Raw genomic sequence first — 24,047 nt, 5'->3', positions numbered from 1 at the left:
CATGCAATTTCGCAACGGCCCCATCGGCCTCGTCTTCCACACGCTGTTCATTCTCTTCATCCTGGCGCCCATCGTCATGGTGTGCGCGGTGGCGTTCACGTCCGAAGGCTTCATCTCGCTGCCGTCCGGCGGGCTGTCGCTGCGCTGGTTCCGCGCCATCCTGGACAACCCGCGCTTTGTGGATGCGTTCTGGTTCAGCCTGAGCCTGGGCACGCTGTCGGCCACGCTTGCCATTGCACTGGCCGTGCCCAGCGCGCTGGCCATCGCGCGCAACCGCTTCCCCGGTCGCGAGGCACTGGTGGCGTTCTTTCTGTCGCCGCTGATGATTCCGCACGTCGTGCTGGGCCTGGCGTTCCTGAAGTTCTTCACGACCGTGGACCTGGCCGGCACGTATTTCGGCCTGGTGGTGGCGCACGTGATCCTGGTCATGCCGTACGCGCTGCGGCTGGTGCTGGCGTCGGCGGCGGGCATCGACCCGGCGCTGGAGCGGGCGGCGCAATCGCTGGGCGCGTCCAACTGGACGGCCTTCCGGCGCGTGGTGCTGCCGCTGCTGTTGCCGGGCGTGGTGAGCGGCTGGGTGATCGCGTTCATCACCAGCTTCGATGAGCTGACGATGTCGATCTTCATCGCCTCGCCGTCGACGACAACCTTGCCGGTGCGCATCTTCCTGCATATCGAAGACACCATCGACCCGCTGGTCACAGCGGTGTCGGCGGTGCTGATCTACGTAACCATCATTGCCATATTCATCCTGGACCGCGCCGTCGGTCTGGAGAAGCTGTTTGTAGGAAAGGGACGCTGATGACGGACGAGAAAGAACTGGCGCCGCGCGCGCCCGTGCACCGCGGCATCTACGATGCGGTGGTGATCGGGGGCGGGTTGGTCGGGTCGGCCGTGGCCTACGGGCTGCGGCGCGAACTGGACCACGTGGCCGTGCTGGACGAGGGTGACGTGGCCTACCGGGCCTCGCGCGGGAACTTCGGGCTGGTGTGGGTGCAGAGCAAGGGGATGGGGCTGCCGCGCTACGGCGCGTGGACCATGACCTCGGCCAAGGGTTGGCCGCAACTTGCTGCCCTGCTGCAGGAAGAGACCGGGGTCGACGTGCATCTGGAGCAGCGCGGCGGCCTGCATGCGCTCTTGAGCGACGAAGAGGTCGAGGCGCGCACGCGCTTCATGACCACGCTGCTCGCGCAGCCGGGCATGGCGCAGTACGACTGGAAGATGCTGGACCGCGCCGAAGTCGCGGATCTGGTGCCGGGCATCGGCCCGGAAGTGCGCGGCGCGACGTGGACGCCGGTGGACGGCATTGCGAATCCGCTGAAGCTCCTGCGCGCGTTGCACATGAGTTTTGCACAGCGGGTTGTGGATTACCTGCCGCAGCGGCCGGCGCAGAGTATCCGGCTGCGTGACGGCGTGTTCGATATCGCGACCCCCAGCGGCACGGTGCGCGCGCACAAGGTGGTGCTGGCCTCGGGGCTGTCCAACAAGCAGCTGGGCGAACAGGTGGGACTGGACGTGCCGGTGCGTCCGCAGCGCGGCCAGATCGTCGTGCTGGAGCGCACACGCCGCATGCTGGAAACCCCCTTGTCCACGCTGCGCCAGACCGATGAAGGCACCTGGCTGATCGGCGATTCGCAGGAAGAGGCCGGCTATGTGGACAACCTGGTGGGCCTGCCGATCCTCGGCACGCTGGCCGACCGCGCGGTGCGCACGTTGCCCGCGCTGCGCGATGTGCGCGTGGTGCGCAGCTGGGCGGCGCTGCGCGTCATGTCCAAGGACGGCTTTCCGATCTATCAGCAATCCGAAACGTGTCCGGGGGCGTTCGTCGCCACCTGTCACAGCGGCGTGACGCTTGCCGCCGCACACGCGCTCAATCTGGCGCCCATGATCGCCGCCGGCAGCCTGGCCGACGACATGGCGCCCTTCTCGACCCGGAGGTTTCATGTTCAAGCGGCTTGACGAGGCGCAGCGGCAGGCGCAGGGCGCGCCGGTGCGGGTAACGGTGAATGGGGCCGAGATGCTGTGCCGTCAGGGCGACAGCGTCGCTGCCGCCTTGTTTGCGGGTGGCGTGCAGGCCTGTCGCGATACGGCGGTCAACGAGGTGCCGCGCGGGCCGTACTGCATGATGGGCGTCTGCTACGACTGCCTGGTCACCATCGATGGGCAAGCGAACCAGCAGGGCTGCATGACGCCCGTGCGGGATGGAATGAAGATCGAGCGCCAGTTGGGTGCGCGCAAGGTGCAGGCATGATCGACACGACGCAATGCGATTTGCTGGTGGTGGGCGCAGGCCCGGCAGGTCTCGCCGCCGCAACGCTGGCCGCGAACCTGGGCGTGAACACCGTGCTGCTGGACGAGCAGCCCGCGCCGGGCGGCCAGATCTACCGCGCCATCACCACCACGCCGGTCACCGATCGCGGCATCCTGGGCGAAGACTACTGGCACGGCGCCACGCTGGTGCCGCCGTTTCAGCAGTCCGGCGCGCGCTACGTGCCGGGCGCGACGGTGTGGGCCGTGGCCCAGCGCACCGCGCCCGAATCAGCGGAAGGCTTCGAGGTGGCGTATTCGGTCGCGGGCGAAGCGCGCATCGTGCACGCGCGCCGCCTGCTGCTGGCCACCGGCGCGCAGGAGCGGCCGTTTCCGATTCCGGGCTGGACGCTGCCGGGCGTCATCACGGCGGGCGCCGCGCAGATCCTCTTGAAGTCTTCTGGGGTGGTGCCGTCCGATCGCACTGTGCTGGCCGGTTGCGGACCGCTGCTGTACCTGGTGGCCTGGCAATACCTGAATGCAGGCGTGAAGGTGGACGCGCTGCTGGAAACCACGCCGCCCGGCCGCCTGGGCCAGGCGCTGCCCAAGGTCTGGGGATTTCTGCGCTCGCCGTACCTGGGCAAGGGGCTGAAGCTGCTGCGCGCGGTCAAGGCCGCCGTGCCCATCGTCAAGGGCGTGACCGCGCTGGAAGCGCTGGGCGACGGCAAGCTGCAAAGCGTGCGCTACACGGCCGGCGGCGTCACCAAGACGCTGCCCGCCGATCAGCTGATGCTGCATCAGGGCGTGGTGCCCAACGTGAACCTGTCGCGCGCCGTGGGCGTGGCGCATCGCTGGAACGACGCGCTGGACTGTTGGGAGCCGGAGGTCGACGAGTGGGGCACAACGGCGGTGGACGGCATCGGCATGGCTGGCGACGGCGCGGGCATCGCGGGCGCGGTGGCGGCCGAGCACCGTGGCCGGCTGGCCGCGTTGCAGGCCGCGCATCTGCTGGGCCGCATCGACGCGCGCAAGCGCGACAGCGAGGCCGCCGTGCCGCGCGAGGCGCTGGCGCGGGCCGTGCGGGGCCGCGAGTTCTTCGACACGCTCTACAAGGCCCCTGAAGCGTTCCGGCGCCCCACCGGCGACACCATCGTGTGCCGCTGCGAGGAAGTCACCGCCGCGCAGGTGCGCGAGACCGTCAAGCTCGGCTGCAGCGGGCCGAACCAGATGAAGGCCTTCCTGCGCTGTGGCATGGGGCCGTGCCAGGGCCGCTTTTGCGGCCTGACGGTGGCCGAGATCATTGCCGAGGAACGCGGCGTGCCGACCGAGGAAGTGGGCTACTACCGGCTGCGTTTCCCGACCAAGCCGCTCACGCTGGGCGAACTGGCCTCCTTGCCGCAGACCGACGATTCGCGTCAGGCCGTCGTCCGCCTGAAGAAATGACGGGTGGACGCCATGACCGTTCAAACGCGGGCGGCTGAAGTCATCATCATCGGCGGCGGGCTGCACGGCAGCTCGGCCGCGCTGCATCTGGCGCGCGCCGGCGTGCGCGCGCTGGTCATCGAGAAGAACTATGTGGGGCGCCATGCCTCCGGCGTCAACGCGGGCGGTGTGCGCACGCTGTCGCGCCATCTGGCCGAGGTGCCGCTGGCGCTGGCCTCGCGCGAGCTTTGGTATCGCATCGGCGAGCTGGTGGACGACGACTGCGGCTTCGAGCAGCACGGGCAGGTGCGTGTGGCCGAGAACGAGGCGGATGCCGAGACGCTGCGCGCGCGGCTCAAGACCATGACGGACCACGGCTACACCCACGAACAGTGGATAACGCGCGAGGACCTGCTGGACCTGATTCCTGCGATTGCGCCGACGGTGCAAGGCGGCCTGATCGCGCGCGAGGACGCGGCGGCCGATCCCTACCGCACCACCCTTGCCTTTCGCATGAAGGCCGCTAGTCTTGGCGCGCAGTTTCTCGAAGGCGTGCGCGTGCAGAGCGTGGCGCGGCACGACGGCCAATGGCGTGTGGAGACGGACGCCGGCGTGTACACCGCGCCGCAGGTGCTGAACTGTGCGGGCGCGTGGGCCGACCGGATCGCCGCGCAATGGGGCGAGCCGGTGCCGCTATTGCCTATCAGTCCCATGATGCTTGTCACGCTGCGCATGGACCACTTTCTGGATCCCGTGGTGCTGGGCACAGGCCGCGCGCTGTCGTTCAAGCAGCGCACCAACGGCACCGTTCTGATCGGCGGCGGCCGGCGTGCGTGGGTGGACCGCGACGCCGAATGGACCGAGCTGGATTTCCGCTCGCTGGCCGAAGGCGCGCGCACGGTGGTCGACCTGTTTCCGCACATGCGCGATGCGATCGTGAACCGGGGCTGGGCGGGAATCGAAGCGGCCATGCCCGACGAGATTCCCGTGATCGGCCGCAGCAGCCGGCACGAGACGGCCTTTCACGCGTTCGGGTTTTCAGCGCACGGCTTTGAGCTCGGGCCCATCGTCGGCCGCATCATGGCCGACCTGATCACGACCGGCGCGACGGACCTGCCGATCACCCCATTCCGGATCGAACGTTTCTCGGATGCCGGCCTGGCATCCGGTTCATCCACCAAGGAGCAACACCAATGAACGATATCGTGCGCAAGGAAACGAACGAGCGCCTGTCCCGCATCGTGATTCACGGCGACACCGTGTATGTGGCGGGCGTGACCTCGAATGCGGAAGGCGGCATCGCCGCGCAGACGCGCGACGTGCTGGCCAAGATCGACGGCTATCTGAAGCAGGCGGGCACGGACAAGTCGCGCCTGTTGACGGTACAGATCTGGCTCAAGGACATCGAGCGCGACTTTGCCGGCATGAATGCGGTGTGGGCGGAATGGGCGCTGCCGAAGGCAATGCCCACCCGCGCCACGTGCGAGGCCAAGCTGGCCTCGCCTGATCTGCTGGTGGAGATCATCGTGACGGCCGCTGCGCGGCCGGCGTATGTCAGCGGGCCGACGTCTGAAAGCTGACTTCGCCGGGACGGCCCGGCAGGTTCAGCGTGGCGGTGGCCGGCGGCGTGGTCGCCACCACCTTGCCGGCGCGCAGCACCATCAGGCGCGTGGCGCGCAGGCGCAAGGCCTCCACGGCGTCGCGCGCCTGCAGCAGCACCAGGTCGGCGCGCTTGCCGACTTCCAGGCCCGTCTCGTCCAGGCCAAGAATCCTGGCAGGCGTGGTGGTGACCGCTTCGAAACAGGCGCACATGGCGTCCTGTCCCGTCATCTGGCCGACGTGCAGGCCCATGTGCGCAACTTCCAGCATGTCGCCGGAACCCAGGCTGTACCACGGGTCCATCACGCAGTCGTGGCCGAAGGCGACCGGCACGCCCGCCGCCATCAGTTCCGGCACGCGCGTCATGCCGCGGCGCTTGGGGTACGTGTCGTGGCGGCCCTGAAGCGTGATGTTGATGAGCGGATTGGCAATCGCGGAGACGCCTGCCTCGCGAATCAGCGGGATCAGCTTGGACACGTAGTAGTTGTCCATCGAGTGCATGGACGTCAGGTGCGAACCCGTCACGCGGCCGTGCAGGCCAAGCCGCTGCGTGTGGTACGCCAGCGTCTCGATGTGGCGTGACAGCGGATCGTCGCTTTCGTCGCAGTGCATGTCCACGCGCAGGCCGCGTTCGGCCGCCAGTTCACACAGGATGCGCACGGATTCGGCGCCGTCCTGCATGGTGCGTTCAAAGTGCGGAATGCCGCCCACCACGTCCACGCCCATGTCCAGCGCGCGCTTCAGGTTGTCCAGCGCGCCGGGCGCGCGCAGCACGCCGTCCTGCGGGAAGGCAACGAGTTGCAGGTCCAGGTAGGGTTTGACCTTCTCGCGCACGTGCAGCAGCGCTTCGGTCGCCAGGAGGCGCGGATCACAGACGTCCACGTGCGAGCGGATCGCCAGCAGCCCGCGCGCCACGGCCCAGTCGCAATAGGCCAGTGCGCGTTCCACCAGCGCTTCCTGCGTCAGGAGCGGTTTCAGTTCGCCCCACAGCGCGATGCCCTCGAGCAGCGTGCCCGACTGGTTCACGCGCGGCAGTCCGAAGGACAGCGTGGAATCCATGTGGAAGTGCGCGTCGACAAAGGGCGAGGTCACCAGCTGGCCGGCGGCGTCCACGGTCTGCGCGGCTTCGGCCTTCAGCGCCGGTTCCAGCGCGGTGATGCGGCCGTCGGCCACGCCGATGTCGATGTTCGTGCGGCCGTCGGGCAGCGTGCAGTTCTTGATGATCAGATCGAGCATGTTGTTCTCAGCGGTTTAGCGTTCGCCCTTGCGGTAGGGCTTCATCAGGGCCTGCGGGTAGGCGGCGCGGCGCGCCATGAACACCAGGGCCAGGATGGACAGGATATAGGGCAGCATCAGGTACACCTGATACGGCAGTTCGGGCAGGCCCGGCAGCGCCGCGCCGCCCTGCTGCAGGCGCAACTGCAGCGCATCGAAGAAGGCGAAGATCAGCGCGCCCAGCAGCGCCTTGCCCGGCCGCCACGACGCAAACACCACCAGCGCCACGCAGACCCAGCCGCGGCCGTTGACCATGTTGAAGAAGAACGCGTTGAACGCGGCCAGCGTCAGGAAGCTGCCGGCCACGCCCATCAGCGCCGATCCGGCCACGATAGCGCCGATACGCAGGCGCGTCACGGACAGACCCTGGCCTTCGGCGGCGGCGGGGTTCTCGCCCACCATGCGCACGGCCAGGCCTACCGGCGTGCGATTCAGCACCCACGCAAGAATCGGCACCGCGGCCAGCGCGATCAGCGTCATCGGCGTCTGCCCGGCCAGCACGGGGCCGATCAGCGGAATGCCGTCCAGGAACTTCATTTCGGCAAACGGCGTGATGGTCGGCGGCGTGGACACGCTGGGGAACGTGACCCGGTACGCGAAATAACTCACGCTGGTGGCCAGCAGCGTCACCCCCAGGCCCGACACGTGCTGCGACAGGCCCAGCGGCACCGTCAGCACGGCGTGCAGCAGGCCGAACACGGCGCCGGCCAGCGCGGCCGCCAGCACGCCCACGTACAGCGGCGCGCCCAGGTAGACGACCAGCCAGCCGGTGAAGGCGCCGGCCACCATGATGCCTTCGATGCCCAGGTTCAGCACGCCGGCGCGTTCGCACAGCAGCACGCCCAGCGTGCCCAGTATCAGCGGCGTGGCCAGGCGCAGCACGGCCACCCAGAAGGCCGAGGAACTCATCAGATCCATCCATTCCATGGCGTGCTCCTCAAGCCTTGTTGCGGCGCAGGCGGTACTGCGCGAATAGCGTCGCGACCAGCATGGCGAGCAACGAGGTGGCGACGATGACGTCGGCGATGTAGTTGGGCACGGCGATGGCGCGGCTCATGCTGTCGGCGCCCACCAGCATGCCGGCCACGAAGATGCTGGCCAGGATCACGCCCAGCGGATGCAGGCCGGCCAGCATGGCGACGACGACACCCGTGTAGCCGTAGCCGGGTGACATATCCAGCGTGACGTAGCTGGTGCGGCCCGCCACTTCGATGGCGCCGGCCAGACCCGCCAGCGCGCCGGACAGCATGGCGGTGCCGAGCATCACGCGGTTCACCGGCAGGCCCAGAAAGCGCGAGGCGTGGGCGTTGGCGCCCACCGCGCGCATCTGAAAGCCGAAGACCGTGTAGCGGTTCAGCAGCCACAGGCCCAGCGCCAGGCCCGCGGCCCACAAGAGGCCCGTGTGGGCGCGTGTGCGTTCGATGAGCTTGCCCAGTTCCAGGTCGCCGTTCAGCGCCACCGACTGCGGCCAGCCCATCGCCATCGGGTCCTTCATCGGGCCGTCCAGCATCATCGACACGAACAGCAGCACGATGAAGTTGCCGAGCAGCGTGGTCACGACCTCGTCGACACCAAGGCGGGTTTTCATGATGGCCGGAATCAGCAGCAGCAAGGCGCCGGCCAGCGCGGCCGCCAGCATCATGCCGCCGAACAGCACCGGCACCGGCAGGTCAAAGCCCGTGCCGCCGTGCAGGCCGCCCACGGCCACCGCCGCCAGCGCGCCCAGATATAGCTGCCCTTCGGCGCCGATGTTGTAGAAGCGCGCGCGGAACGCCACGGCACAGGCCAGGCCGGTCAGCATCAGCGGCGTGGCGCGCGTCAGGGTTTCGGACAGCGCAAAGCGCGTGCCGAATGCGCCTTCGAACAGCAGCGCGTAGGTGCGGCCGACGGGGGCGCCGGCCCAGGCCACCAGCAGCGTGCAGACCGCCAGCGTGAAGAGGATGGCCGCAATCGGCGCCAGCGCCAGCGCAAGGCGGCTGGGCTCGGGGCGGCGTTCCAGGATCAGTTTCATGTGATGCTCAATAGTGAAGAAAGCCAGGCGAAACGGTGCAGACCGTCATGCCCGGGTTCCCGTCATGGCCAGGCCGACGGTGGCGGGCGTCCACTCGGCCACCGGCTTGATCGCGACCAGCTTGCCGCCGCACAGCACGGCGATGCGGTCGGCCAGCGCGAAGATCTCTTCCAGGTCCTCGGACACCAGCAGCACGCCGGCGCCGCGCGCGCGGGCGGCCAGCAGCTGCTCGCGCACGTAGGCGACCGCGCCGATGTCCAGGCCCCACGTCGGCTGGTCGGCCACGATAAAGCGCGGCTCGCGCGCCAGCGTGCGGCCCAGGATCAGCTTCTGCATGTTGCCGCCCGACAGGCTGCGCGTGCGCACGTCCAGCGAGGCGGCGCGCACGTCGAACTGCTTGGCCAGCGAGGCCGCGTAGGCCTTGCCGGCGCGGGCGCGGATCAGGCCGTGGCGCGCAAAGCGCTTGTCCTTCAGATCTTCGACGATGGCGTTTTCCCACAAGGGGCTGTCGCCGATCATGCCTTCGCCGTGGCGGTCTTCCGGAATGCGGCCCACGCGCGCGGCCGTCCAGCCGGCGGGCGTCGTGGGCGCGGCGGCGTGTTCCGGACCCAGCCGGATCGTGCCGTCCGAGGGCTGGCGCAGGCCGGTCAGCACCGACACCAGCGCCTGCTGGCCGTTGCCGGCCACGCCGGCGATGGCCACGATTTCATGCGTGTGGACCACGAGGTCCAGGCTGTCCAGGCGCGGCGCGCCGTCGCGGCTGTCGCGCACGGTGACCTGGGACAAGGTGACCACGGGCGCAGCCTGCTCGGCGGCAGTCGCGGCCTCGGCGCGCGGCATGACCACCTTGCGGCCCACCATCAGTTCGGCCAGTTCCGCGGGATTGGTGCCCGCGGTGTCGCGTTCCGCCACCAGCTTGCCCTGCCGCAGCACCGCCACGCGGCGCGACACGGCCATCACTTCGTCCAGCTTGTGCGAAATGAAGATGACCGCCAGGCCTTCGTCGACAAAGCCGCGCAGCGTCGCGAACAGATCCTGCACTTCCTGCGGCGTGAGGACCGCGGTGGGTTCGTCCAGAATCAGCACGCGGGCGCCGCGGTACAGCGCCTTTAGGATCTCGACGCGCTGCTTTTCACCGACTGACAGCGTGCCGACGCGCGCGTCCGGATCCACGCCCAGGCCGAAGCGCTGGCCGAGTTCCACGAGGCGCTTGCGCGCCTGGCCGCGGCCCGAGGCCAGCTTCCAGAGCGATTCGGTGCCCACCATGATGTTGTCCAGCACGGTGAGGTTGTCGGCCAGCGTGAAGTGCTGATGCACCATGCCGACACCCGCCGCCAGCGCGGCGTCGGGCCGGCCCGCGGGCAAGGGTTTGCCGAAGACTTCGATACTGCCGGCGTCGGCCACATAGTGGCCGAACAGGATCGACACCAGGGTCGATTTGCCGGCGCCGTTCTCGCCCAGCAAAGCCAACACTTCGCCCTGGCGGAGCGTCAGCGAGACATCGTCGTTGGCCGTGAGGCTGCCGAAGCGTTTGGTGATCCCCGTCAGTTGCAGGGCGAGAGGCGCTTGGTTCATCGTGCCGAGGACTTGGGTTCTTTGTCGTTGACCTTCACGGTGAAGCTGCCGTCCAGGATGGCTTTTTCCTTGGCCTGGACCTTGGCGATCAGGTCGGCGGGGATCTTCTGCTCGAAGGTGCCCAGCGGCGCGAGCGACGAGCCCTTGTGCTTCATCAGCGAATACTGGCCGAAGTCATCGGCCTTGAACGCGCCGGCCTTCACCTGCTTGAGGGCTTCTTCGATGGTCGGGATCATGCTCCACAGCGCCGAGGCCACCACCGTCTCGGGGTACTGCGGCTGCGTGTCGATCACGTTGCCGATGGCCAGCTTGCCGCGTTCCTTGGCGGCGTCCGACACGCCAAAGCGCTCGGCGTACAGCACGTCCGCGCCCTTGTCGATCATCGCGAAGGCGGCTTCCTTGGCCTTCGGGGGATCGAACCACGAGCCGATGAAGGTCACGGTGAACTCGGCCTTCGGGTTCACTTCCTTGACGCCTTCCATGAACGCGTTCATCAGGCGGTTCACTTCGGGGATGGGGTAGCCGCCCACCAGGCCGATCTTGCCGGTCTTGCTCATGCCGCCGGCGATCATGCCGGTCAGGTAGGCCGGTTCCTGGATGTAGTTGTCGAACACCGAGAAGTTGGGCTGCTGCGGCTTGCCCGACGAACCCATCAGGAAGGCGGTCTGCGGATAGTCCTTGGCGACCTTGCGGGCCGCGGCTTCAACCGCGAAGGCTTCGCCCACGATCAGCTTGTTGCCCTGCTCGGCGTACTGGCGCAGCACGCGCTCGTAGTCGGCGTTGGTGACGTTTTCCGAGAACGTGTAGTCGATCTCGCCGCGGTCGCGCGCGGCGGACAGCGCGATGTGGATGCGCGACACCCATTGCTGCTCGACCGGCACCGTGTAGACGGCGGCGACCTTGATCTTGGCGGGCGCCTGCGCCAGGGCCGCGCCCGAGAACAGCAGCGCGCCGGCGGCAGCGAAGGCCAGCTTGAGCAGGCCGCGGCGGGCGATGCCGCCGGCGGACGAAAGGGAAAGGGATTTCATGCAGGTGACTCCTACGCGGGGAAGGACAGGAAATGGAGGGATGGGGGGATGCCGCCCGCCGCACGGAGGCCGCTGCCGCCGGCAGTCGTGCCGGGCAGATCGTGCGTGAACGGGGGCGTGGGATCGGTCATCGGATGGGAGCGCCAGGCGGCGCACCCGGCCAAATGGTCGAGTTCTCAGCCTGTCCTGGCGAAGCAATATGTATGCCACGGGGCGTTCCCGCGACGAGGCGGGGAAACCTGATGGCCGGGCAGGATTATAGGCACCCTCGCGGGGAAGCGTGGCACCAGTTTGGTGCGTGGTGTCCCGATGGATGGACACCGGCGGGTCGTGCGACGCACTGCAATGGAACGCAGTGTTGCCGCGCGGACGGCAGGGTCTATGCCCCAGGCGCGAGGCCGCGCGCCTAAAATTGCGCGCATGAGCCGCGCCCGCGCCGCGCGCGGCAAGCTGGAAACCCCAATGCAAGATATTCAATTGCTGCTCGAACAGTACGGCGGGTGGCTCGTGTTCGCCAACGTCCTCATCGAGCAAGCCGGTCTGCCGGTGCCCGCCTACCCCATGATGATCGCCGCCGGCGCGCTGGCCGGCGCCGCCGGCTGGCTCGTGCCGCTGCTGGCCGCCACGGCCGCGTGCCTCATCGCCGACAGCCTGTGGTACTGGGCGGGAAGGCGCTACGGGTCGCGTCTGCTGGGCGTGGTCTGCAAGCTGTCGTTGTCGCAGGACTCGTGCATCCGGCAGACGCAGCGGCTGTACCTGCGCATCGGCGTGCGCGCGCTGCTGGTGTGCAAGTTCCTGCCGGGCGCGGGCGCGCTGTCCACCGTCATGGCCGGGCTGACCAACACGCCTTACCGCCGCTTCTTCCTCTATGACCTGGCTGGCGCGCTGATCTGGGTGGGCTCGGCGCTGCTGCTCGGCGGGCTCTTCCACAGCGTCATCAACGACGTGCTGGACATCCTGGGCACCTACGGCCCGATGGGGCTGGCGGTGTTGGCGGCCGTGCTGGCGCTCTACATCGTGGCGCGCTTTCTGCGGCGCAAGATCCTGCTGCGCAGCCTGCGCGTCATTCCACGGCTATCGGTCGACGAATTGATGCAATGGCGCCAGGACGGCCGCGAGGCGCTGGTCTTCGACGTGCGGCCCGAGGCGCAGCGCGATGCCGCGCGCATTCCGGGCGCAGTGGCTGTGGACCTGAAGCAGCCATTGCCAGCGCTGGACCCCGGCGCGATCGATTCCGACATCGTGGTCTATTGCGCGTGCCCGAATGAGGTGTCGGCTGCCCTGCTCGCCTCGCGGCTGCGCGCGGCCGGCTACCGCAAGATCTGGGCATTGCGCGGCGGCTACGAGGCCTGGGCGGAACGCGAACAGCAGGCTTGAGGCGTCGGATGACAGGCCTTGAGCGTCGAACCGCAAGCCTGAAGCGTCCAGCGCATGATCCATCGGCCGCCGCCAGTGCGCGGCGGCGTGGCCCGGGCGCATAATGCCCGCATCGGCCCGCGCGTGACGCGGGCAGCCAACAGGAGACAGGCATGCGGTTGTTGTTCTTGGGCGCCGGCGGCACCGGCGGATACTTTGGCGGTCGCGCGGCGCAGGCCGGCGCGGACGTGACGTTCCTGGTGCGCGAGCCGCGCGCCGCGCGCATCCGCGAACACGGTTTGCGCATCCAGAGCCCGCTGGGCGATGCCACGCTGCACCCCAAACTGGTTACGCAGCAGACGCTGCAGGAAAGCTATGACGTCGTCGTGCTGTCCTGCAAGGCCTACGACCTGGACAGCGCCATCGAGGCTATCCGCCCCGCCGTGGGACCGGACACCGCCGTACTGCCCATCATGAACGGCGTGCTTCAGTACGACGTGCTGGACCGCGAGTTCGAACCGCATCGCGTGCTGGGCGGCCTGTGCCAGATCAACGCCACGCTCGGCCCCGAAGGCGAGGTCGTCCACCTGGGCAAGCACGCCAACCTGGTGTTCGGCGAACGCGCCGGCCCCGCCCGCAGCGAGCGCTGCGTGGCGCTGGAGCAGGCGCTGGTGGGCGGCGAATACGTCAGCCGCCTCAGCGAAAACATCTATCAGGACATCTGGGAAAAGTACGTCATGCTGACGACGCTGGCCGCAGCCACCTGCCTGATGCGCGGCTCGGTCGGCGAGATCGCGTCCACCGACGACGGCGTCGACATCCTGCTCGGTCTGCTGCAGGAATCGCAGGCGGTGGCCGCAGCCTCCGGTCACACCGTGCGGCCCGAGGCGGACGCCACCGTGCGCAAGCTGCTGTCGGACCGCACCCAGCCCATGACGGCCTCCATGTTCCGCGACCTGCGCCAGGGCCTGCCCGTCGAGGCCGACCACATCGTCGGCGACATGGTCCGCCGCGCCCGCACGCTGGGCGTGGACGCGACTTACCTGCGTGTGGCCTATTCGCATCTGCAGGTGTATCAGGCGCAACGCGCCGCCCGCTGATCGCGGGGGCGGCCCCTGTTCAAGCGGGGCCGCCGGGCGCACACTGATCAGGCGTGGCGCTGCTGCGTGCACGCCCGGTCAATTCCCAGCCGCCCGCCGCCATCCACCGCATTGGTGCATGGATTGCAAAGAACTCTTCCTGTTTGACGGGTTTTTCGTTCGCATTTGACCGAATAGTATGGCTTTGCCTTGAGCCGGAGCCTGTTCCGCCGCAATCGTGCGGCACTTGGTTCCGGCCCATTCCTTCCTGGAGCAAGACCATGAAAATCGCATTGATCGGCATTACCGGGCGCGTGGGTTCGCGCGTGGCAGACGAATTGCTCAAGCGCGGCCATCAAGTGACGGGCATCGCCCGCACCCAAGGCGAAGTGAACGAGCAGCCGGGCCTGACCGTCCGCCAGGGCGACGCCACCGATCCCGAAGGCCTGACCCCCATCCTGGCCGGCCACGACGCCGTCATCAGCGCCACGCGCTTCGTGTCCGCCGACGCCAAGCCGCTGCTGGCCGCCGTCAAGAACGCCGGCGTGCCGCGTCTGCTGGTGGTGGGCGGCGCCGGCAGCCTGCTGGTCGCACCCGGCAAGATGCTGATCGATACCCCAGAATTCCCCGATGCCTACAAGCCCGAAGCCCGCGCGGGCGTCGTGTTCCTGGACACCCTGCGTCAGGAAAAGGTGCTGAACTGGACGTTCCTGTCGCCTTCGGCCATGTTCGAACCCGGCGAGCGCACTGGCACGTTCCGCGTGGGCGACGACCATCTGCTGGCCGACGACGACGGCAAGAGCTGGATTTCGATGGAAGACTACGCGATCGCCCTGGCCGACGAGATCGAGACGCCCCAGCATTCGCGCCGCCGTTATACCGTCGGATACTGATCCTCGGACGCGTTTGTTTGTAAACTGGCAGGCCGCCGATCGGCGTCATCTGAGTAGTCCTGTATGCGTAAGAAGTGGAAATCCTTGGCCGCCTGCCTGCTGGTCGCCGCCAGTTGCGTGGCAACTGCGCCGGCGCTTGCCGCCGCGCCGCAATCGAACAAGGAAATCGCCGTTGCGTTCTTCCGCATGATGTTCCAGGACCGCGACGTCGACGAGGCGGTCCGCCTGTATGTCGGCCCGAACTACACGCAGCACAATCCGTACATGCAGGACGGCGTCGGGCCGATGGTCGACTTTTTCCCGCGCTACTTCGAGCAGCATCCGCAGGCCATCGTCGAGATCAAGCGCGTCATCGCCGAGGGCGATCTCGTCATGATCCACAACCTGTGGCGCGATTCGCCGGAAGACCGCGGCCAGGCCGTGGTCGACATCTTCCGCGTCCAGGACGGCAAGATCGTCGAACACTGGGACGTCAGCCAGGAAATCCCCGAGAATCCCGCCAACAAGAACGGCATGTTCTAGGTGTCCATGATCGAACCCGTTGACCTGCCCCGCGCCTATCTCCTTCTGAACCACGGCCCGACCGTGCTGGTCACCAGCGCGCACGGCGATGCCCGCAATGTGATGGCCGCGGCGTGGGCCATGCCGCTGGACTTCAGTCCGCCCAAGATGCTGGTCGTGGTCGACAAGAACACCTGGACGCGCGAACTCATCGAAGCGTCGGGCGAGTTCGCGCTGTGCATTCCGTCGCGGGCGCAAGCGCGCGCCACGATGGTCGTGGGTTCGCAGTCCGGGCGCGACGACGACAAGTTCCATGCCAGCGGCCTGACGACGTTTCCCGCCAGCAAGATCGGCGCACCGCTTATCGAGGGTTGCCTGGGCTGGCTGGAATGCAAGGTCATTTCCGAACCGCACAACCAGCAGGCCTACGATCTCTTCATCGGCGAGGTCGTGGCCGCGTGGGCGGCGCCGGACGTGTTTTCCGGCAACCGCTGGCACTTTCCGGACGACGAGCGCCGGTCGGTGCACTACCTGGCCGGCGGCTCCTTCTTCGCCACCGGCGAAGCCTTCAACGTCGCCGATCCGGAGTAAGGGCCATGCGCAGTGTGTACCTGGCGGGTTTCGATGTCTTTCTGCCCGATGCCGTGGCACACGGGGAACGGCTCAAGACCTTGTGCGCCACCTACGGTTTCGAGGGCCTGTTCCCGCTGGACAACGCCGCGCCGCCGGAACTTGCCGGGCAGGCGCTTGCAGAATGGATCTACCGCGCGAACGTCGCGCTGATCCGTCGCGCCGACATGGTGATGGCAAACCTGAATCCGTTTCGCGGCGCCGAGCCTGATTCGGGCACGGCCTTTGAAGTGGGCTACGCGATCGCCTGCGGCAAGCCCGTGTGGGGCTACACCGCCCAGGCCGGCACGCTGATCGATCAGGTGGCGGTGGGGGCGGCGGCGGACGACGGCGCCTCGCGCATGGTCGACGCGCAAGGCCATACCGTCGAGGACTTCGGGCTGAATCTGAACCTGATGTTGGCGTGCAGCGCGCGCATCGTGACGGGCGGCCCGGCGGACTGCCTGGCCAGGATGGCGCGCGGCGCTTGAGTCCGGCGTCTGAGTCCGGCGCCTGAGTCTGGCAGCTAAGCGCGCGCCGGCTTCGCCTTTTTGGCGGCGCTGGCTGTCTTGATGGCTTTGGCCGGCTTGTTTGCGCTGACCGTCCTGGCCGCCTTCGGGGCCGCTTTGACTGCCTTGCTCATCTTGCCCGGCGCGGCGTTTCCAGACGCGCCCAGGTATCCCATGACCGCATCGACCACCGCGCCTTCCAACTGCTTGGGCGTGAAGCCCGCGGGCGGCTCGAGCGCGGCCGCGTGCACCAGCGACTCCATGATCCGCAACACCACGTAGGTAGCCAGATCCCGGTCTTGCTGCGCGACTTCTGCGCGGTGCAACTCCAGCAGATGCCGCATGCGGCGGTGGATGTCCTGGTCCGCACGGCTGTGCTCGTGCGGCTGGTCGAACAGCGGAAACTCCCTTTCCAGTACGCGGTGCAGCGCGGGCTCCAGCAGATGCGCGTGCAGCATCGCCTGCACGATCGCGCCCACGCGCTCGCGCAGCGTGGCTGCCGGGTTGCCGTTCAGCACGTCGTCGATCACGTCCAGCATCTGGTTGTCGTGCCGGTCATGCAGCGCGGCGATCAGCGCGTTCTTGTTGGGAAAGTATTGATAGAGCGAACCCACGCTCACGCCCGCCGTTTCCGCGATCAGATTCGTATTGGTGCCGGCATACCCGTGTGAGGCCAGAACCTGAGCCGTGGCCTGGAGAATGGTGTCGACGGTTTGCTGCGATCTGAGTTGGCGCGGTGATTTCCGGGGCTGGGGAATGACGGTCATGAGTGAGGCAAAGGGCGAGAATCAAACGTGAGCAATGGCTCATTGAATTGGCGGCACGCGATGACAGGCCGGCCGATCGTGGTCGGGCGCCGTGGCCACCAGGCGGCCATGGACCTGCATCGCTTCGCGCGAATTATGCCATCCGCTCATGCCCGCGATCGGGGCGCGCGCACTCGTTCAAATGCTCGTTCAATAACGCACCCTGTCGACGCCGCCCGCGGCCGGCGCAGCCGCGGGTGCGTTCGACGAGTGCGTTCAGACCGTCGCCGCCATCTCCAGCACTTCGTCGTCGATCGCTTCGGCTTGGCCGTCCTTGAGCTTTTGCAGGTGGTCGGCCAGTTCAGCGATCGTCAGCGCCACCAGCCCGTGCTCGGCGGCGTAGCGATCCAGCGCCGCGCCGCGCATCATCGTGCCGTCGGCATTCATCAGTTCGCACAGCACGCCCGCCGGGCGCATGCCGGCCAGCACGGCCAGGTCCACCGAACCTTCAGTGTGGCCGCGGCGCGTCAGCACGCCGCCCGGTTGCGCGCGCAGCGGGAACACGTGGCCGGGGCTGACGATGTCGTCGGGCTGCGCCGACGGCGAGATGGCGGCGCGGATCGTGGTGACGCGGTCGACGGCGGACACGCCGGTGCTCACGCCTTCGCGCGCCTCGATCGACACGGTGAAGGCCGTGGCAAAGCGGCTCTGGTTGCGCTGGACCATCGGCGGCAACTCCAGGCGATCCAGCGTGTCGCCGGGCAGGCACAGGCAGACGATGCCGCTGCCGTCGCGGATGAGCTGCGCCATGACGGGCACGGTCAGCTTGTCGGCCGCGACGATCAGGTCCGCTTCGTTCTCGCGGTCAAAGTCGTCCATGAGGATGACGGGACGGCCCAGGCGCAGATGATGCAACGCGCGCGACAGGCGCACGGCAAAGGGCTGCGAAGCCAGGCTGGGGATGGGGGACTGCTGGGTGAAGGCAACGTTGGACATTGAAACGCTCTCGCAAAAGGATGGGGCGAAAAACGTTTCAGGGCTAATCGACAGCCGAACGCAATACGGCCAGGCAAGGCGCAAACGCGCCCGGCGCAGCCGTGTATGTGCCGGCACATCTTCTCTCATCCGGACTATGACCGTCGGCCCTGGCATCTCACCAGATCTGCTGACCCCGGCCAAAGCTTGGCCGGGCGCTCGCGGGCTCGCCACATTGCATGGCATACCGCCGGTGGGGAATTGCACCCCGCCCTGAAGACGTACTGCATGTCGTGTTAACGACCGGTCGATTGTACGCCTGTCCGCAGCGCGGGGCTGAATATGCTTATTGCGGTTGGGGTCTTGGGAAATGGGGCGACGGGCCCCTTTTTCCGTCACGCGGCTTTGGCGGCCTCCGATGCTTCAGTTTTCGCGGTCTTGGCGGCGTTGGCTTTCCTGGCCTTGCCGGCATCGGTCTTGGTGGCCTTGTCCGCGTCGGCCTTCTTCGCCTTTTTCTTGGGGAGCGCCAGCATCGTGCCGCGGCAAGGCGGCGTGCCGCAGAGGCACTTGTAGCCTTCCTTCAGCGCCTTCGTGATGCGGCCGTCCAGGACCAGACCGTAGTCGTAGGACAGTTCCGTGCCGCGCGGAATGTCCTGCAGCGCCACGATGTAGACGCGCTTGCCGTGCTTGCCTTCCTGCGCCTCGCAGTTGGGCTGGCAGGAATGGTTGATCCAGCGCGCATCGTTGCCTTCGTCGCCACCGTCGATCACGCGGCCGGAGCTGAGCGCAAAGAAGAACGTGTGGAAGGGATCGTCCGGATTCGTGGGATGGCGGCGGTCGGCTTCCTTGGCGCTGATGCGCGCGCCGCCGTACTCGATGATGCGCGTGCCTGCAGGGATCTTGCGGGCGGCGAAGACGCCGTTGCCGTGCAGCTTGGAGCGGCGGACGGCATACCAGGGCTTGATCGGAGTGTCTTCGGTGGTCATTGAGGCTCGAGGGTGGCGGTGAGACGAAACAGAATTATATCGGCGGCTTTTTTGCGCGATGACAGGCGTATAGTTGGCGCCGCCTTGTCCCTTGCTTGATATTCATCATGATCGTCCGTCCGCGGCCCTCCGCGCTGGCTTTGTTCTTTGTACTGCGCGGTTCCATCATTCCGCGCATCCTCAGCAGGATCATCGTCATCACGGTGCTCTCCTGCGTGGTGGTGTGGATGTACCACCGCCAGTTCTTCTCGCCCGCGCATCTGACCGCGGTGCCCTTCTCGCTCTTCGGCCTGGCCCTGTCCGTCTTCATGGGCTTTCGCAACAACGTCTGCTATGACCGCTGGTGGGAAGCCCGCAAGCAATGGGGCGACCTCGTCGTGCAGGCGCGCAGCCTGGCGCGTGAAAGCGCGGTGCTGCTGGCGGCCAGCACCGCCAATCCGGTGCAGGAACGGCTGGTGCGGCGCTGCATCGGTTTCGGCTACGGGCTGGCGGCGCGGCTGCGCGGACAGGACATGGTCGAGGCCGTGCGTCCGTGGGTGCAGCAGGACGAACTGGATTCGCTGGCCGGCTGCCGCAACGTGCCCGATGCGCTGCTCTTGTCCATCAACCGGGATCTCGCGGCCTGCCTGCGGCGCGGGGAACTGACCGACATCCTGTATCAGGGGCTGACCCAGCGCGTCGCGCAGTGCGCCGCGATCCAGGCGGCCTGCGAACGCATCAAGTTCACGCCCTGTCCGTTCGCCTACTCGCTGCTGCTGCATCGCACCGCATGGCTGTTCTGCCTGCTGCTGCCCTTCGGTCTGGTGGGCACGCTGGAGTTCCTGACGCCGCTCGCGGTGACCATCGTCGCCTATACGTTCTTCGGCCTGGACGCGTTGGGCGACGAGCTGGAAGATCCCTTCGGCGCGGACGAAAACGACCTGCCGCTGTCGGCGCTGGCCCGTGTGATCGAGATCGATCTGCTCGAAGGGCTGGGCGTGCGGCCGCTGCCGGAGCCGGCAGTGCCCGTGGATTACGTGCTGCGCTGAGGACGTTGGAATGCCGGCCGTGGCGATGGGGCCGCCCATCGCGACTGGCGCCGCCCTACGCCACTGACGCTGCCCTATGCCAATGGCGCTGCCCTACGCCGCCGGCCCAGGCCCCGGCCCCGTCAGCGGCAGCTTGGTTTCCTTCAACCGGCGCAGCACGAAGCAGGACTTGCTGTGCCGGATCCCGGGGATGCGGTAGAGCTGTTCGCGCAGCAGGCGCTCGTAGTCCCGCGTGTCGCGCACGGCGATGCGGATGTAATAGTCATAGTCGCCCGACACCAGAAACGCCTCCAGCACCTCCGGTATTTGAGCCAGCGCGCGCCCGAATTCGTACAGTGTCTCTTCGCTGTGGCTTTCCAGCGTCACGTGGACGATGACCGTGTCCATGAAGCCCAGGCTGGCCGGATCGATGTCCACCGTGTAACCGCGAATCACCCCGGCGCTTTCCATGCGCTTGATGCGGTTCCAGCACGGCGTGGACGACAAACCGACCGCCGCGCCGATGTCGTTCAGGCTGGCGCGCGCGTTGTCCTGCAGCACCTTCAAAATGGCCAAGTCGAACTTGTCGAGGTTCATTTTCTTTGATTCCTCCAAATCAAAGATGAATTTACTCCGTTCGCCTGTTATCCGTGGAAAAGAAGATAAAAATTCTTCGAATCTACCAATAAGATGAATAGCATGAACGATCGCCTGCACCCCACCGCCGCCGCCGCCCTGGCCGCCACCGAAATCGCCACCGAAGCCGCCCCTGAAAACGGGGCGAAAATTCTGCTCGACACGCTGATTGCGCACGGTGTCGATACGGTCTTCGGGTATCCGGGCGGGGCGGTCCTGCCCCTGTACGACGCCCTGTACGCCGAGCCGCGGCTGCGCCACGTGCTGGTGCGCCACGAGCAGGCCGCCGTCCATGCTGCCGAGGGCTACGCCCGCACTACCGGCCGCACGGGCGTGGTGTTCGTGACGTCCGGCCCCGGTATGGCGAACACGACCTCGGGCCTCTTGGACGCCATGTGCGATTCGATCCCGGTGCTGTGCATCAGCGGCCAGGTGGCCACGGCGGCGATCGGCACCGACGCCTTCCAGGAATGCGACGCCATCGGCATCTCGCGTTCCGTCACCAAGTGGAACACCCAGATCCGCGCGGTGGACGACGTGGCCAGCGTGACGGCCCGTGCGTTTGAACTGACGCGCCAGGGCCGCCCCGGCCCGGTGCTGGTGGATTTTCCCAAGGACGTGCAGCTTGCCGTGCCGCGCGACAGCGATGGCCTTGACGCGCCGTCGCAGCACAAGCTGGCCGCGCTGCGCGCGCGCCGCCAGTCCGGCAAGCTGGCGGCCAAGCTGCCGCAGTCGGCCGTGCGCCGCGCCGCCGCGCTGATCGCGCAGGCCAAGCGGCCCATCTTTTACGGCGGCGGTGGCCTGGTGAATGCCGGCCCCGAGGCCTGCGAGGCATTCACCGACCTGGTGCGCCACACCGGCGCGCCCTGCACGCTGACGCTGATGGGCCTGGGCGCCTTCCCCGCGTCCGACCCGCAGTTCGTGGGCATGCTGGGCATGCACGGCACGGTCGAGGCCAACCTTGCCATGCACAACTCGGATCTCGTCGTCTGCATCGGCGCGCGCTTTGACGACCGCATCACGGGCAAGCTGTCGGAATTCTGCCCGCACGCCCGCAAGATCCATATCGACATCGACCCCGCCTCGATCAACAAGGTCGTGCGCGTGGACGTGGCGCTGGTCGGCGACTGCCTGCCGCTGGTGCGCGCGCTGCGCGCCGAGCTGGGCGACACGCCGCTCGAGCCCGCGCGCCTGGCGCCCTGGTTCAAGCGCATCGACGCCTGGCGCGCGCAGGACTGCCTGGGCTTCACGCCCGCGCCCGACGCCATCCTGCCCCAGCACCTGATGTCGCGCCTGAACGCCGCGCTGGCCGACCGCGATGCCATCGTCTCCACGGACGTGGGCCAGCATCAGATGTGGGCGGCGCAATACCTGCGCTTTGACCGGCCGAACCGTTGGTTGACGTCCGGCGGCGCCGGCACCATGGGTTACGGCGTGCCCGCCGCCATCGGCGCGCAGGTCGCGCATCCGGACAAGACGGTCGTCTGCGTCAGCGGCGACGCGTCGGTGCTGATGAACATCCAGGAACTGTCCACCGCCATGCAGCACGAGACACCCGTCAAGGTCGTGCTGTGCAATAACGGCTACATGGGCATGGTGCGGCAGTGGCAGGAACTGATCCATGGCGGCCGCTACAGCCACAGCTACAACGCGTCATTGCCGGATTTCGTGGCGCTGGCCCGGGCGTTCGGCTGGGGCGCGGCACGGGTGGATGATCCTGCCAAGCTGGATGCGGCGCTGGCTGAGTGCCTGGCGCATGACGGTCCGTACTTCCTGGACGTGGCGGTCACGGCGCAGGAAAACTGCTTCCCGATGATGCCGGCGGGGCATGGCCACCAGAAGATGATGCTGGCCGAAGGCGTCTGGTATCAGGACGAGACGACCTGAGACGTTGCCGGAGTGGGTGTCAGACGCCTTGCAGCCGCTGACACCCGCGCCGTCTCAAAACTGAATCGACAACCCGCCGTCCACCACCAGCACGTGGCCGTTCACATACGACGCCGCAGGCGAAGCCAGGAACACGGCGGCCCCCGCAATTTCCTCCGGCTCTCCCCACCGCCCCGTCGGATTGCGCGCGGCCACGCGCGGGCCGAACTGCGGGTCCGCGACCATCTCCGCATTGGTTTCCGTGGCAAACGTCCCCGGCGCGATGGCGTTGCTGGTGATGTAGTGCGGGCCGAACTCCGCCGCCAGCGCGCGCACCATGCCGGTCAGCCCTTGCTTGGCCGCGGGATACACCGCGTCGCCCGCGCGCGCCAGCTCGCCTACCACTGACGTAATCGCGATCAGCCGCCCGCCGCCCTGGCGCATCATGCGCTCGGCCGCGAACTTGGCCAGCAGCATGCCAGCTACCAGATCGGTGTCGATCAGCTCGCGGATTTCGGCTGGGCTGGTGTCGCGCAGCGTCTTGCGATTGCGCGCGCCCACGTTGTTCACCAGGATGTCCAGGCGCTCGTGCTCGCTGTCGATGCGTTCGAACGCCTCTGCCATCGCCGCGTCGTTGCTCACGTCAAACGGCAGCGGATGCGCGTCCAGCCCCGCGCCGGTCAGCTCACCCACCGCCGCGTTGACCGCTTCAACATTGCGCCCATTGATCAGCACGCGCGCACCACAGCCGGCCAGCGCCCGCGCAATACAAAAGCCCAGCCCGCGGGCCGAGCCGGTCACCAGCGCCACCTGTCCCGTCAGGTCGAAATTGCGCAGATACGGAAGTGTCTTCATCAATCGGGCCTCGCTCATTCCCGGAATTCCGGCGCCCAGTGCAAGAGCCGCCGTTCAATCCACGTCACACAGTAAACCAGCGCGATGCCGACAATGGACAGCAGCGTCACCGCCGCGAACATGTCGGTGGCGTTCAGCGTCGCCAGCGCGGTGATCATCAGATAGCCCATGCCCGTGGTGGAGCCCACGAATTCCGCCAGCACCACGCCGATCAGCGCGAAGCTGATGGCGTTGGGCAGCGCGGCAAACGTCCAGGCCGCCGCCGTCGGAATGCGCACGCGCCACAGGATCTGGCGCGGCGAGCCGCCCAGCGTGCGGCAGAAATCGACAAGCTCGCGTTCTACGCTGCGCCCGCCCTTGTAGGTGTTGAAGAACACCAGAAAGAACACGACGAACCACGACGTGACCACCTTGGACGCCAGCCCCAGCCCGAAGAACATGGTGATGAGCGGCACGAACGCGATCCGCGGCATGGAGTTGAACGCCACGATGAACGGGTTGAACACGTCGGCCAGAAAGCGGCTGCGGCTGAGCGTCATGCCCACCACGAAGCCGCTGCCCACGCCCACCACCAATCCGACAAGCGTGGCCTGCAGCGTCAGCCACAAATGCGGCCAGACCGAGCGCGGCCCGGGCTGCAGCCATTCCCACAACCGCACGGCCACGCGCGAGGGCTGGCTGATGAAAAACGGATCGAACAGCGTGTTCTGCGCAAACCACGGGATGCGCGTCAGCGTCTCCCACGAGCCCAGGATGACGGCAAGGATCAGGACCTGCCACAAGGTGATGCGCACGCGGCGCGCGACGGCGGCGCGGCGGTCCAGGCGTAGCTGGTCCTGCAGGGTATCAGCGGTATCAATCGAGGTCATGAC

General features: G+C 67.5%; 25 protein-coding genes and 1 riboswitch. Of the genes, 14 read left to right on the top strand and 11 right to left on the bottom strand.

Features of this window, described 5'->3' with window-relative positions:
- The first annotated feature begins 1 nt into the window (after position 1).
- The 6 genes from MHZ91_RS25860 to MHZ91_RS25835 are packed head-to-tail and all read left to right on the top strand — an operon-like array spanning position 2 to position 5,249.
- On the top strand, positions 2-802 hold the full coding sequence (locus tag MHZ91_RS25860) for an ABC transporter permease (RefSeq protein ID WP_239216343.1): 801 nt from the start codon (positions 2-4) through the stop codon (positions 800-802).
- Positions 802-1,959, top strand: coding sequence for an FAD-binding oxidoreductase (locus MHZ91_RS25855; protein ID WP_239216341.1), 1,158 nt, complete (start codon positions 802-804; stop codon positions 1,957-1,959). The genes MHZ91_RS25860 and MHZ91_RS25855 overlap by 1 nt, the downstream gene beginning before the upstream one ends.
- A complete protein-coding gene (locus MHZ91_RS25850) occupies positions 1,943-2,251 on the top strand; it encodes a (2Fe-2S)-binding protein (protein WP_239216339.1) in 309 nt (102 codons plus the stop codon). Before MHZ91_RS25855 ends, MHZ91_RS25850 begins: the two co-directional genes overlap by 17 nt.
- A complete protein-coding gene (locus MHZ91_RS25845; protein WP_239216337.1) occupies positions 2,248-3,690 on the top strand; it encodes an NAD(P)/FAD-dependent oxidoreductase in 1,443 nt (480 codons plus the stop codon). The genes MHZ91_RS25850 and MHZ91_RS25845 overlap by 4 nt, the downstream gene beginning before the upstream one ends.
- Before the next feature lie 12 nt (positions 3,691-3,702).
- The gene (locus tag MHZ91_RS25840) at positions 3,703-4,866 is read left to right on the top strand and encodes an FAD-binding oxidoreductase (protein ID WP_175125842.1); all 1,164 of its coding nucleotides are present in this window, start codon (positions 3,703-3,705) and stop codon (positions 4,864-4,866) included.
- The gene (locus MHZ91_RS25835) at positions 4,863-5,249 is read left to right on the top strand and encodes a RidA family protein (RefSeq protein WP_175136975.1); all 387 of its coding nucleotides are present in this window, start codon (positions 4,863-4,865) and stop codon (positions 5,247-5,249) included. The genes MHZ91_RS25840 and MHZ91_RS25835 overlap by 4 nt, the downstream gene beginning before the upstream one ends.
- Here the strand turns inward: MHZ91_RS25835 and MHZ91_RS25830 are convergent.
- From MHZ91_RS25830 to MHZ91_RS25810, 5 genes are read right to left on the bottom strand one after another with little or no spacing between them, the layout of a single operon-like run.
- Complete coding sequence (locus MHZ91_RS25830) at positions 5,224-6,504, bottom strand: amidohydrolase family protein (protein ID WP_239216335.1); 1,281 nt, start codon at positions 6,502-6,504, stop codon at positions 5,224-5,226. The two genes, MHZ91_RS25835 and MHZ91_RS25830, sit on opposite strands and share 26 nt — an antisense overlap.
- Before the next feature lie 15 nt (positions 6,505-6,519).
- Positions 6,520-7,470 carry an ABC transporter permease gene (locus MHZ91_RS25825; protein ID WP_056565907.1) on the bottom strand — a complete coding sequence of 317 codons (951 nt, stop codon included), beginning with the start codon at positions 7,468-7,470 and terminating at the stop codon, positions 6,520-6,522.
- A gap of 10 nt (positions 7,471-7,480) precedes the next feature.
- A complete protein-coding gene (locus MHZ91_RS25820) occupies positions 7,481-8,554 on the bottom strand; it encodes an ABC transporter permease (protein ID WP_239216333.1) in 1,074 nt (357 codons plus the stop codon).
- A 45-nt stretch (positions 8,555-8,599) separates the two neighbouring features.
- The gene (locus MHZ91_RS25815; RefSeq protein ID WP_175185493.1) at positions 8,600-10,129 is read right to left on the bottom strand and encodes an ABC transporter ATP-binding protein; all 1,530 of its coding nucleotides are present in this window, start codon (positions 10,127-10,129) and stop codon (positions 8,600-8,602) included.
- Positions 10,126-11,157, bottom strand: a complete 1,032-nt coding sequence (locus tag MHZ91_RS25810) for a BMP family protein (protein WP_239216331.1) — start codon at positions 11,155-11,157, stop codon at positions 10,126-10,128. Before MHZ91_RS25810 ends, MHZ91_RS25815 begins: the two co-directional genes overlap by 4 nt.
- A 462-nt stretch (positions 11,158-11,619) precedes the next feature.
- Between MHZ91_RS25810 and MHZ91_RS25805 the strand changes: the two genes are divergently transcribed.
- The 6 genes from MHZ91_RS25805 to MHZ91_RS25780 all read left to right on the top strand — a co-directional run bounded on the left by MHZ91_RS25805 (position 11,620) and on the right by MHZ91_RS25780 (position 16,086).
- Positions 11,620-12,534, top strand: coding sequence for a DedA family protein/thiosulfate sulfurtransferase GlpE (locus MHZ91_RS25805; protein WP_175136979.1), 915 nt, complete (start codon positions 11,620-11,622; stop codon positions 12,532-12,534).
- Positions 12,535-12,686: 152 nt separating this feature from the next.
- Positions 12,687-13,613: a 2-dehydropantoate 2-reductase gene (gene panE, locus MHZ91_RS25800; RefSeq protein WP_239216329.1), complete on the top strand. Its 927-nt coding sequence runs from the start codon at positions 12,687-12,689 to the stop codon at positions 13,611-13,613.
- A gap of 260 nt (positions 13,614-13,873) precedes the next feature.
- On the top strand, positions 13,874-14,485 hold the full coding sequence (locus MHZ91_RS25795; protein ID WP_175125835.1) for an NAD(P)-dependent oxidoreductase: 612 nt from the start codon (positions 13,874-13,876) through the stop codon (positions 14,483-14,485).
- 63 nt (positions 14,486-14,548) lie between these two features.
- On the top strand, positions 14,549-15,007 hold the full coding sequence (locus tag MHZ91_RS25790) for a nuclear transport factor 2 family protein (RefSeq protein WP_175125834.1): 459 nt from the start codon (positions 14,549-14,551) through the stop codon (positions 15,005-15,007).
- Positions 15,008-15,577, top strand: a complete 570-nt coding sequence (locus tag MHZ91_RS25785) for a flavin reductase family protein (RefSeq protein ID WP_239216327.1) — start codon at positions 15,008-15,010, stop codon at positions 15,575-15,577. It abuts the gene before it with no gap.
- 5 nt (positions 15,578-15,582) lie between these two features.
- Entirely contained in the window at positions 15,583-16,086 is a 504-nt protein-coding gene (locus MHZ91_RS25780) for a nucleoside 2-deoxyribosyltransferase (protein ID WP_239216326.1), read from the top strand.
- A 35-nt stretch (positions 16,087-16,121) separates the two neighbouring features.
- Here MHZ91_RS25780 and MHZ91_RS25775 read toward each other — a convergent pair whose 3' ends face one another.
- From MHZ91_RS25775 to MHZ91_RS25765, 3 genes are all read right to left on the bottom strand, one after another.
- Complete coding sequence (locus MHZ91_RS25775; protein WP_239216325.1) at positions 16,122-16,871, bottom strand: TetR/AcrR family transcriptional regulator; 750 nt, start codon at positions 16,869-16,871, stop codon at positions 16,122-16,124.
- 255 nt (positions 16,872-17,126) lie between these two features.
- A complete protein-coding gene (ribB, locus tag MHZ91_RS25770) occupies positions 17,127-17,846 on the bottom strand; it encodes a 3,4-dihydroxy-2-butanone-4-phosphate synthase (RefSeq protein WP_056565879.1) in 720 nt (239 codons plus the stop codon).
- Positions 17,847-17,959: 113 nt separating this feature from the next.
- Positions 17,960-18,110, bottom strand: a riboswitch (FMN riboswitch).
- A gap of 110 nt (positions 18,111-18,220) precedes the next feature.
- Entirely contained in the window at positions 18,221-18,811 is a 591-nt protein-coding gene (locus MHZ91_RS25765; protein ID WP_239216324.1) for an SET domain-containing protein, read from the bottom strand.
- 107 nt (positions 18,812-18,918) lie between these two features.
- Here MHZ91_RS25765 and MHZ91_RS25760 point away from each other — a divergent pair, with 107 nt between their 5' ends.
- Positions 18,919-19,839, top strand: a complete 921-nt coding sequence (locus tag MHZ91_RS25760; protein WP_175136983.1) for a bestrophin family protein — start codon at positions 18,919-18,921, stop codon at positions 19,837-19,839.
- 93 nt (positions 19,840-19,932) lie between these two features.
- Here the strand turns inward: MHZ91_RS25760 and MHZ91_RS25755 are convergent, their stop codons facing one another.
- Positions 19,933-20,415 carry an Lrp/AsnC family transcriptional regulator gene (locus MHZ91_RS25755; protein ID WP_218342436.1) on the bottom strand — a complete coding sequence of 161 codons (483 nt, stop codon included), beginning with the start codon at positions 20,413-20,415 and terminating at the stop codon, positions 19,933-19,935.
- A 93-nt stretch (positions 20,416-20,508) separates the two neighbouring features.
- On the opposite strand from MHZ91_RS25755, the gene ilvB reads away from it, so the two are divergent.
- Positions 20,509-22,341, top strand: coding sequence for a biosynthetic-type acetolactate synthase large subunit (gene ilvB, locus MHZ91_RS25750; protein ID WP_239216323.1), 1,833 nt, complete (start codon positions 20,509-20,511; stop codon positions 22,339-22,341).
- A gap of 54 nt (positions 22,342-22,395) precedes the next feature.
- On the opposite strand, the gene MHZ91_RS25745 is transcribed toward ilvB, so the two are convergent.
- Positions 22,396-23,175 (bottom strand): SDR family oxidoreductase, encoded by a 780-nt coding sequence (locus MHZ91_RS25745; RefSeq protein WP_175125824.1) that lies wholly within the window; start codon positions 23,173-23,175, stop codon positions 22,396-22,398.
- Positions 23,176-23,189: 14 nt separating this feature from the next.
- On the bottom strand, positions 23,190-24,044 hold the full coding sequence (locus tag MHZ91_RS25740; protein WP_191578354.1) for an ABC transporter permease: 855 nt from the start codon (positions 24,042-24,044) through the stop codon (positions 23,190-23,192).
- Between the last annotated feature and the right edge of the window lie 3 nt (positions 24,045-24,047).

It is taken from the genome of Achromobacter sp. ACRQX, from assembly GCF_022346505.1.
In the GTDB taxonomy this organism is placed as follows: Bacteria; Pseudomonadota; Gammaproteobacteria; order Burkholderiales; family Burkholderiaceae_B; genus Achromobacter; species Achromobacter animicus.
This window is presented reverse-complemented; position numbering and strand designations above follow the sequence as displayed.

Excerpts from the sequence above, each read along its gene's own strand:
- MHZ91_RS25860 (WP_239216343.1), top strand. The coding sequence starts at position 2 with ATGCAATTTCGCAACGGCCCCATCGGCCTCGTCTTCCACACGCTGTTC.
- MHZ91_RS25855 (WP_239216341.1), top strand. The coding sequence starts at position 802 with ATGACGGACGAGAAAGAACTGGCGCCGCGCGCGCCCGTGCACCGCGGC.
- MHZ91_RS25850 (WP_239216339.1), top strand. The coding sequence starts at position 1,943 with ATGTTCAAGCGGCTTGACGAGGCGCAGCGGCAGGCGCAGGGCGCGCCG.
- MHZ91_RS25845 (WP_239216337.1), top strand. The coding sequence starts at position 2,248 with ATGATCGACACGACGCAATGCGATTTGCTGGTGGTGGGCGCAGGCCCG.
- MHZ91_RS25840 (WP_175125842.1), top strand. The coding sequence starts at position 3,703 with ATGACCGTTCAAACGCGGGCGGCTGAAGTCATCATCATCGGCGGCGGG.
- MHZ91_RS25835 (WP_175136975.1), top strand. The coding sequence starts at position 4,863 with ATGAACGATATCGTGCGCAAGGAAACGAACGAGCGCCTGTCCCGCATC.
- MHZ91_RS25830 (WP_239216335.1), bottom strand. The coding sequence starts at position 6,504 with ATGCTCGATCTGATCATCAAGAACTGCACGCTGCCCGACGGCCGCACG.
- MHZ91_RS25825 (WP_056565907.1), bottom strand. The coding sequence starts at position 7,470 with ATGGAATGGATGGATCTGATGAGTTCCTCGGCCTTCTGGGTGGCCGTG.
- MHZ91_RS25820 (WP_239216333.1), bottom strand. The coding sequence starts at position 8,554 with ATGAAACTGATCCTGGAACGCCGCCCCGAGCCCAGCCGCCTTGCGCTG.
- MHZ91_RS25815 (WP_175185493.1), bottom strand. The coding sequence starts at position 10,129 with ATGAACCAAGCGCCTCTCGCCCTGCAACTGACGGGGATCACCAAACGC.
- MHZ91_RS25810 (WP_239216331.1), bottom strand. The coding sequence starts at position 11,157 with ATGAAATCCCTTTCCCTTTCGTCCGCCGGCGGCATCGCCCGCCGCGGC.
- MHZ91_RS25805 (WP_175136979.1), top strand. The coding sequence starts at position 11,620 with ATGCAAGATATTCAATTGCTGCTCGAACAGTACGGCGGGTGGCTCGTG.
- panE (WP_239216329.1), top strand. The coding sequence starts at position 12,687 with ATGCGGTTGTTGTTCTTGGGCGCCGGCGGCACCGGCGGATACTTTGGC.
- MHZ91_RS25795 (WP_175125835.1), top strand. The coding sequence starts at position 13,874 with ATGAAAATCGCATTGATCGGCATTACCGGGCGCGTGGGTTCGCGCGTG.
- MHZ91_RS25790 (WP_175125834.1), top strand. The coding sequence starts at position 14,549 with ATGCGTAAGAAGTGGAAATCCTTGGCCGCCTGCCTGCTGGTCGCCGCC.
- MHZ91_RS25780 (WP_239216326.1), top strand. The coding sequence starts at position 15,583 with ATGCGCAGTGTGTACCTGGCGGGTTTCGATGTCTTTCTGCCCGATGCC.
- MHZ91_RS25775 (WP_239216325.1), bottom strand. The coding sequence starts at position 16,871 with ATGACCGTCATTCCCCAGCCCCGGAAATCACCGCGCCAACTCAGATCG.
- ribB (WP_056565879.1), bottom strand. The coding sequence starts at position 17,846 with ATGTCCAACGTTGCCTTCACCCAGCAGTCCCCCATCCCCAGCCTGGCT.
- MHZ91_RS25765 (WP_239216324.1), bottom strand. The coding sequence starts at position 18,811 with ATGACCACCGAAGACACTCCGATCAAGCCCTGGTATGCCGTCCGCCGC.
- MHZ91_RS25760 (WP_175136983.1), top strand. The coding sequence starts at position 18,919 with ATGATCGTCCGTCCGCGGCCCTCCGCGCTGGCTTTGTTCTTTGTACTG.
- MHZ91_RS25755 (WP_218342436.1), bottom strand. The coding sequence starts at position 20,415 with ATGAACCTCGACAAGTTCGACTTGGCCATTTTGAAGGTGCTGCAGGAC.
- ilvB (WP_239216323.1), top strand. The coding sequence starts at position 20,509 with ATGAATAGCATGAACGATCGCCTGCACCCCACCGCCGCCGCCGCCCTG.
- MHZ91_RS25745 (WP_175125824.1), bottom strand. The coding sequence starts at position 23,175 with ATGAAGACACTTCCGTATCTGCGCAATTTCGACCTGACGGGACAGGTG.
- MHZ91_RS25740 (WP_191578354.1), bottom strand. The coding sequence starts at position 24,044 with ATGACCTCGATTGATACCGCTGATACCCTGCAGGACCAGCTACGCCTG.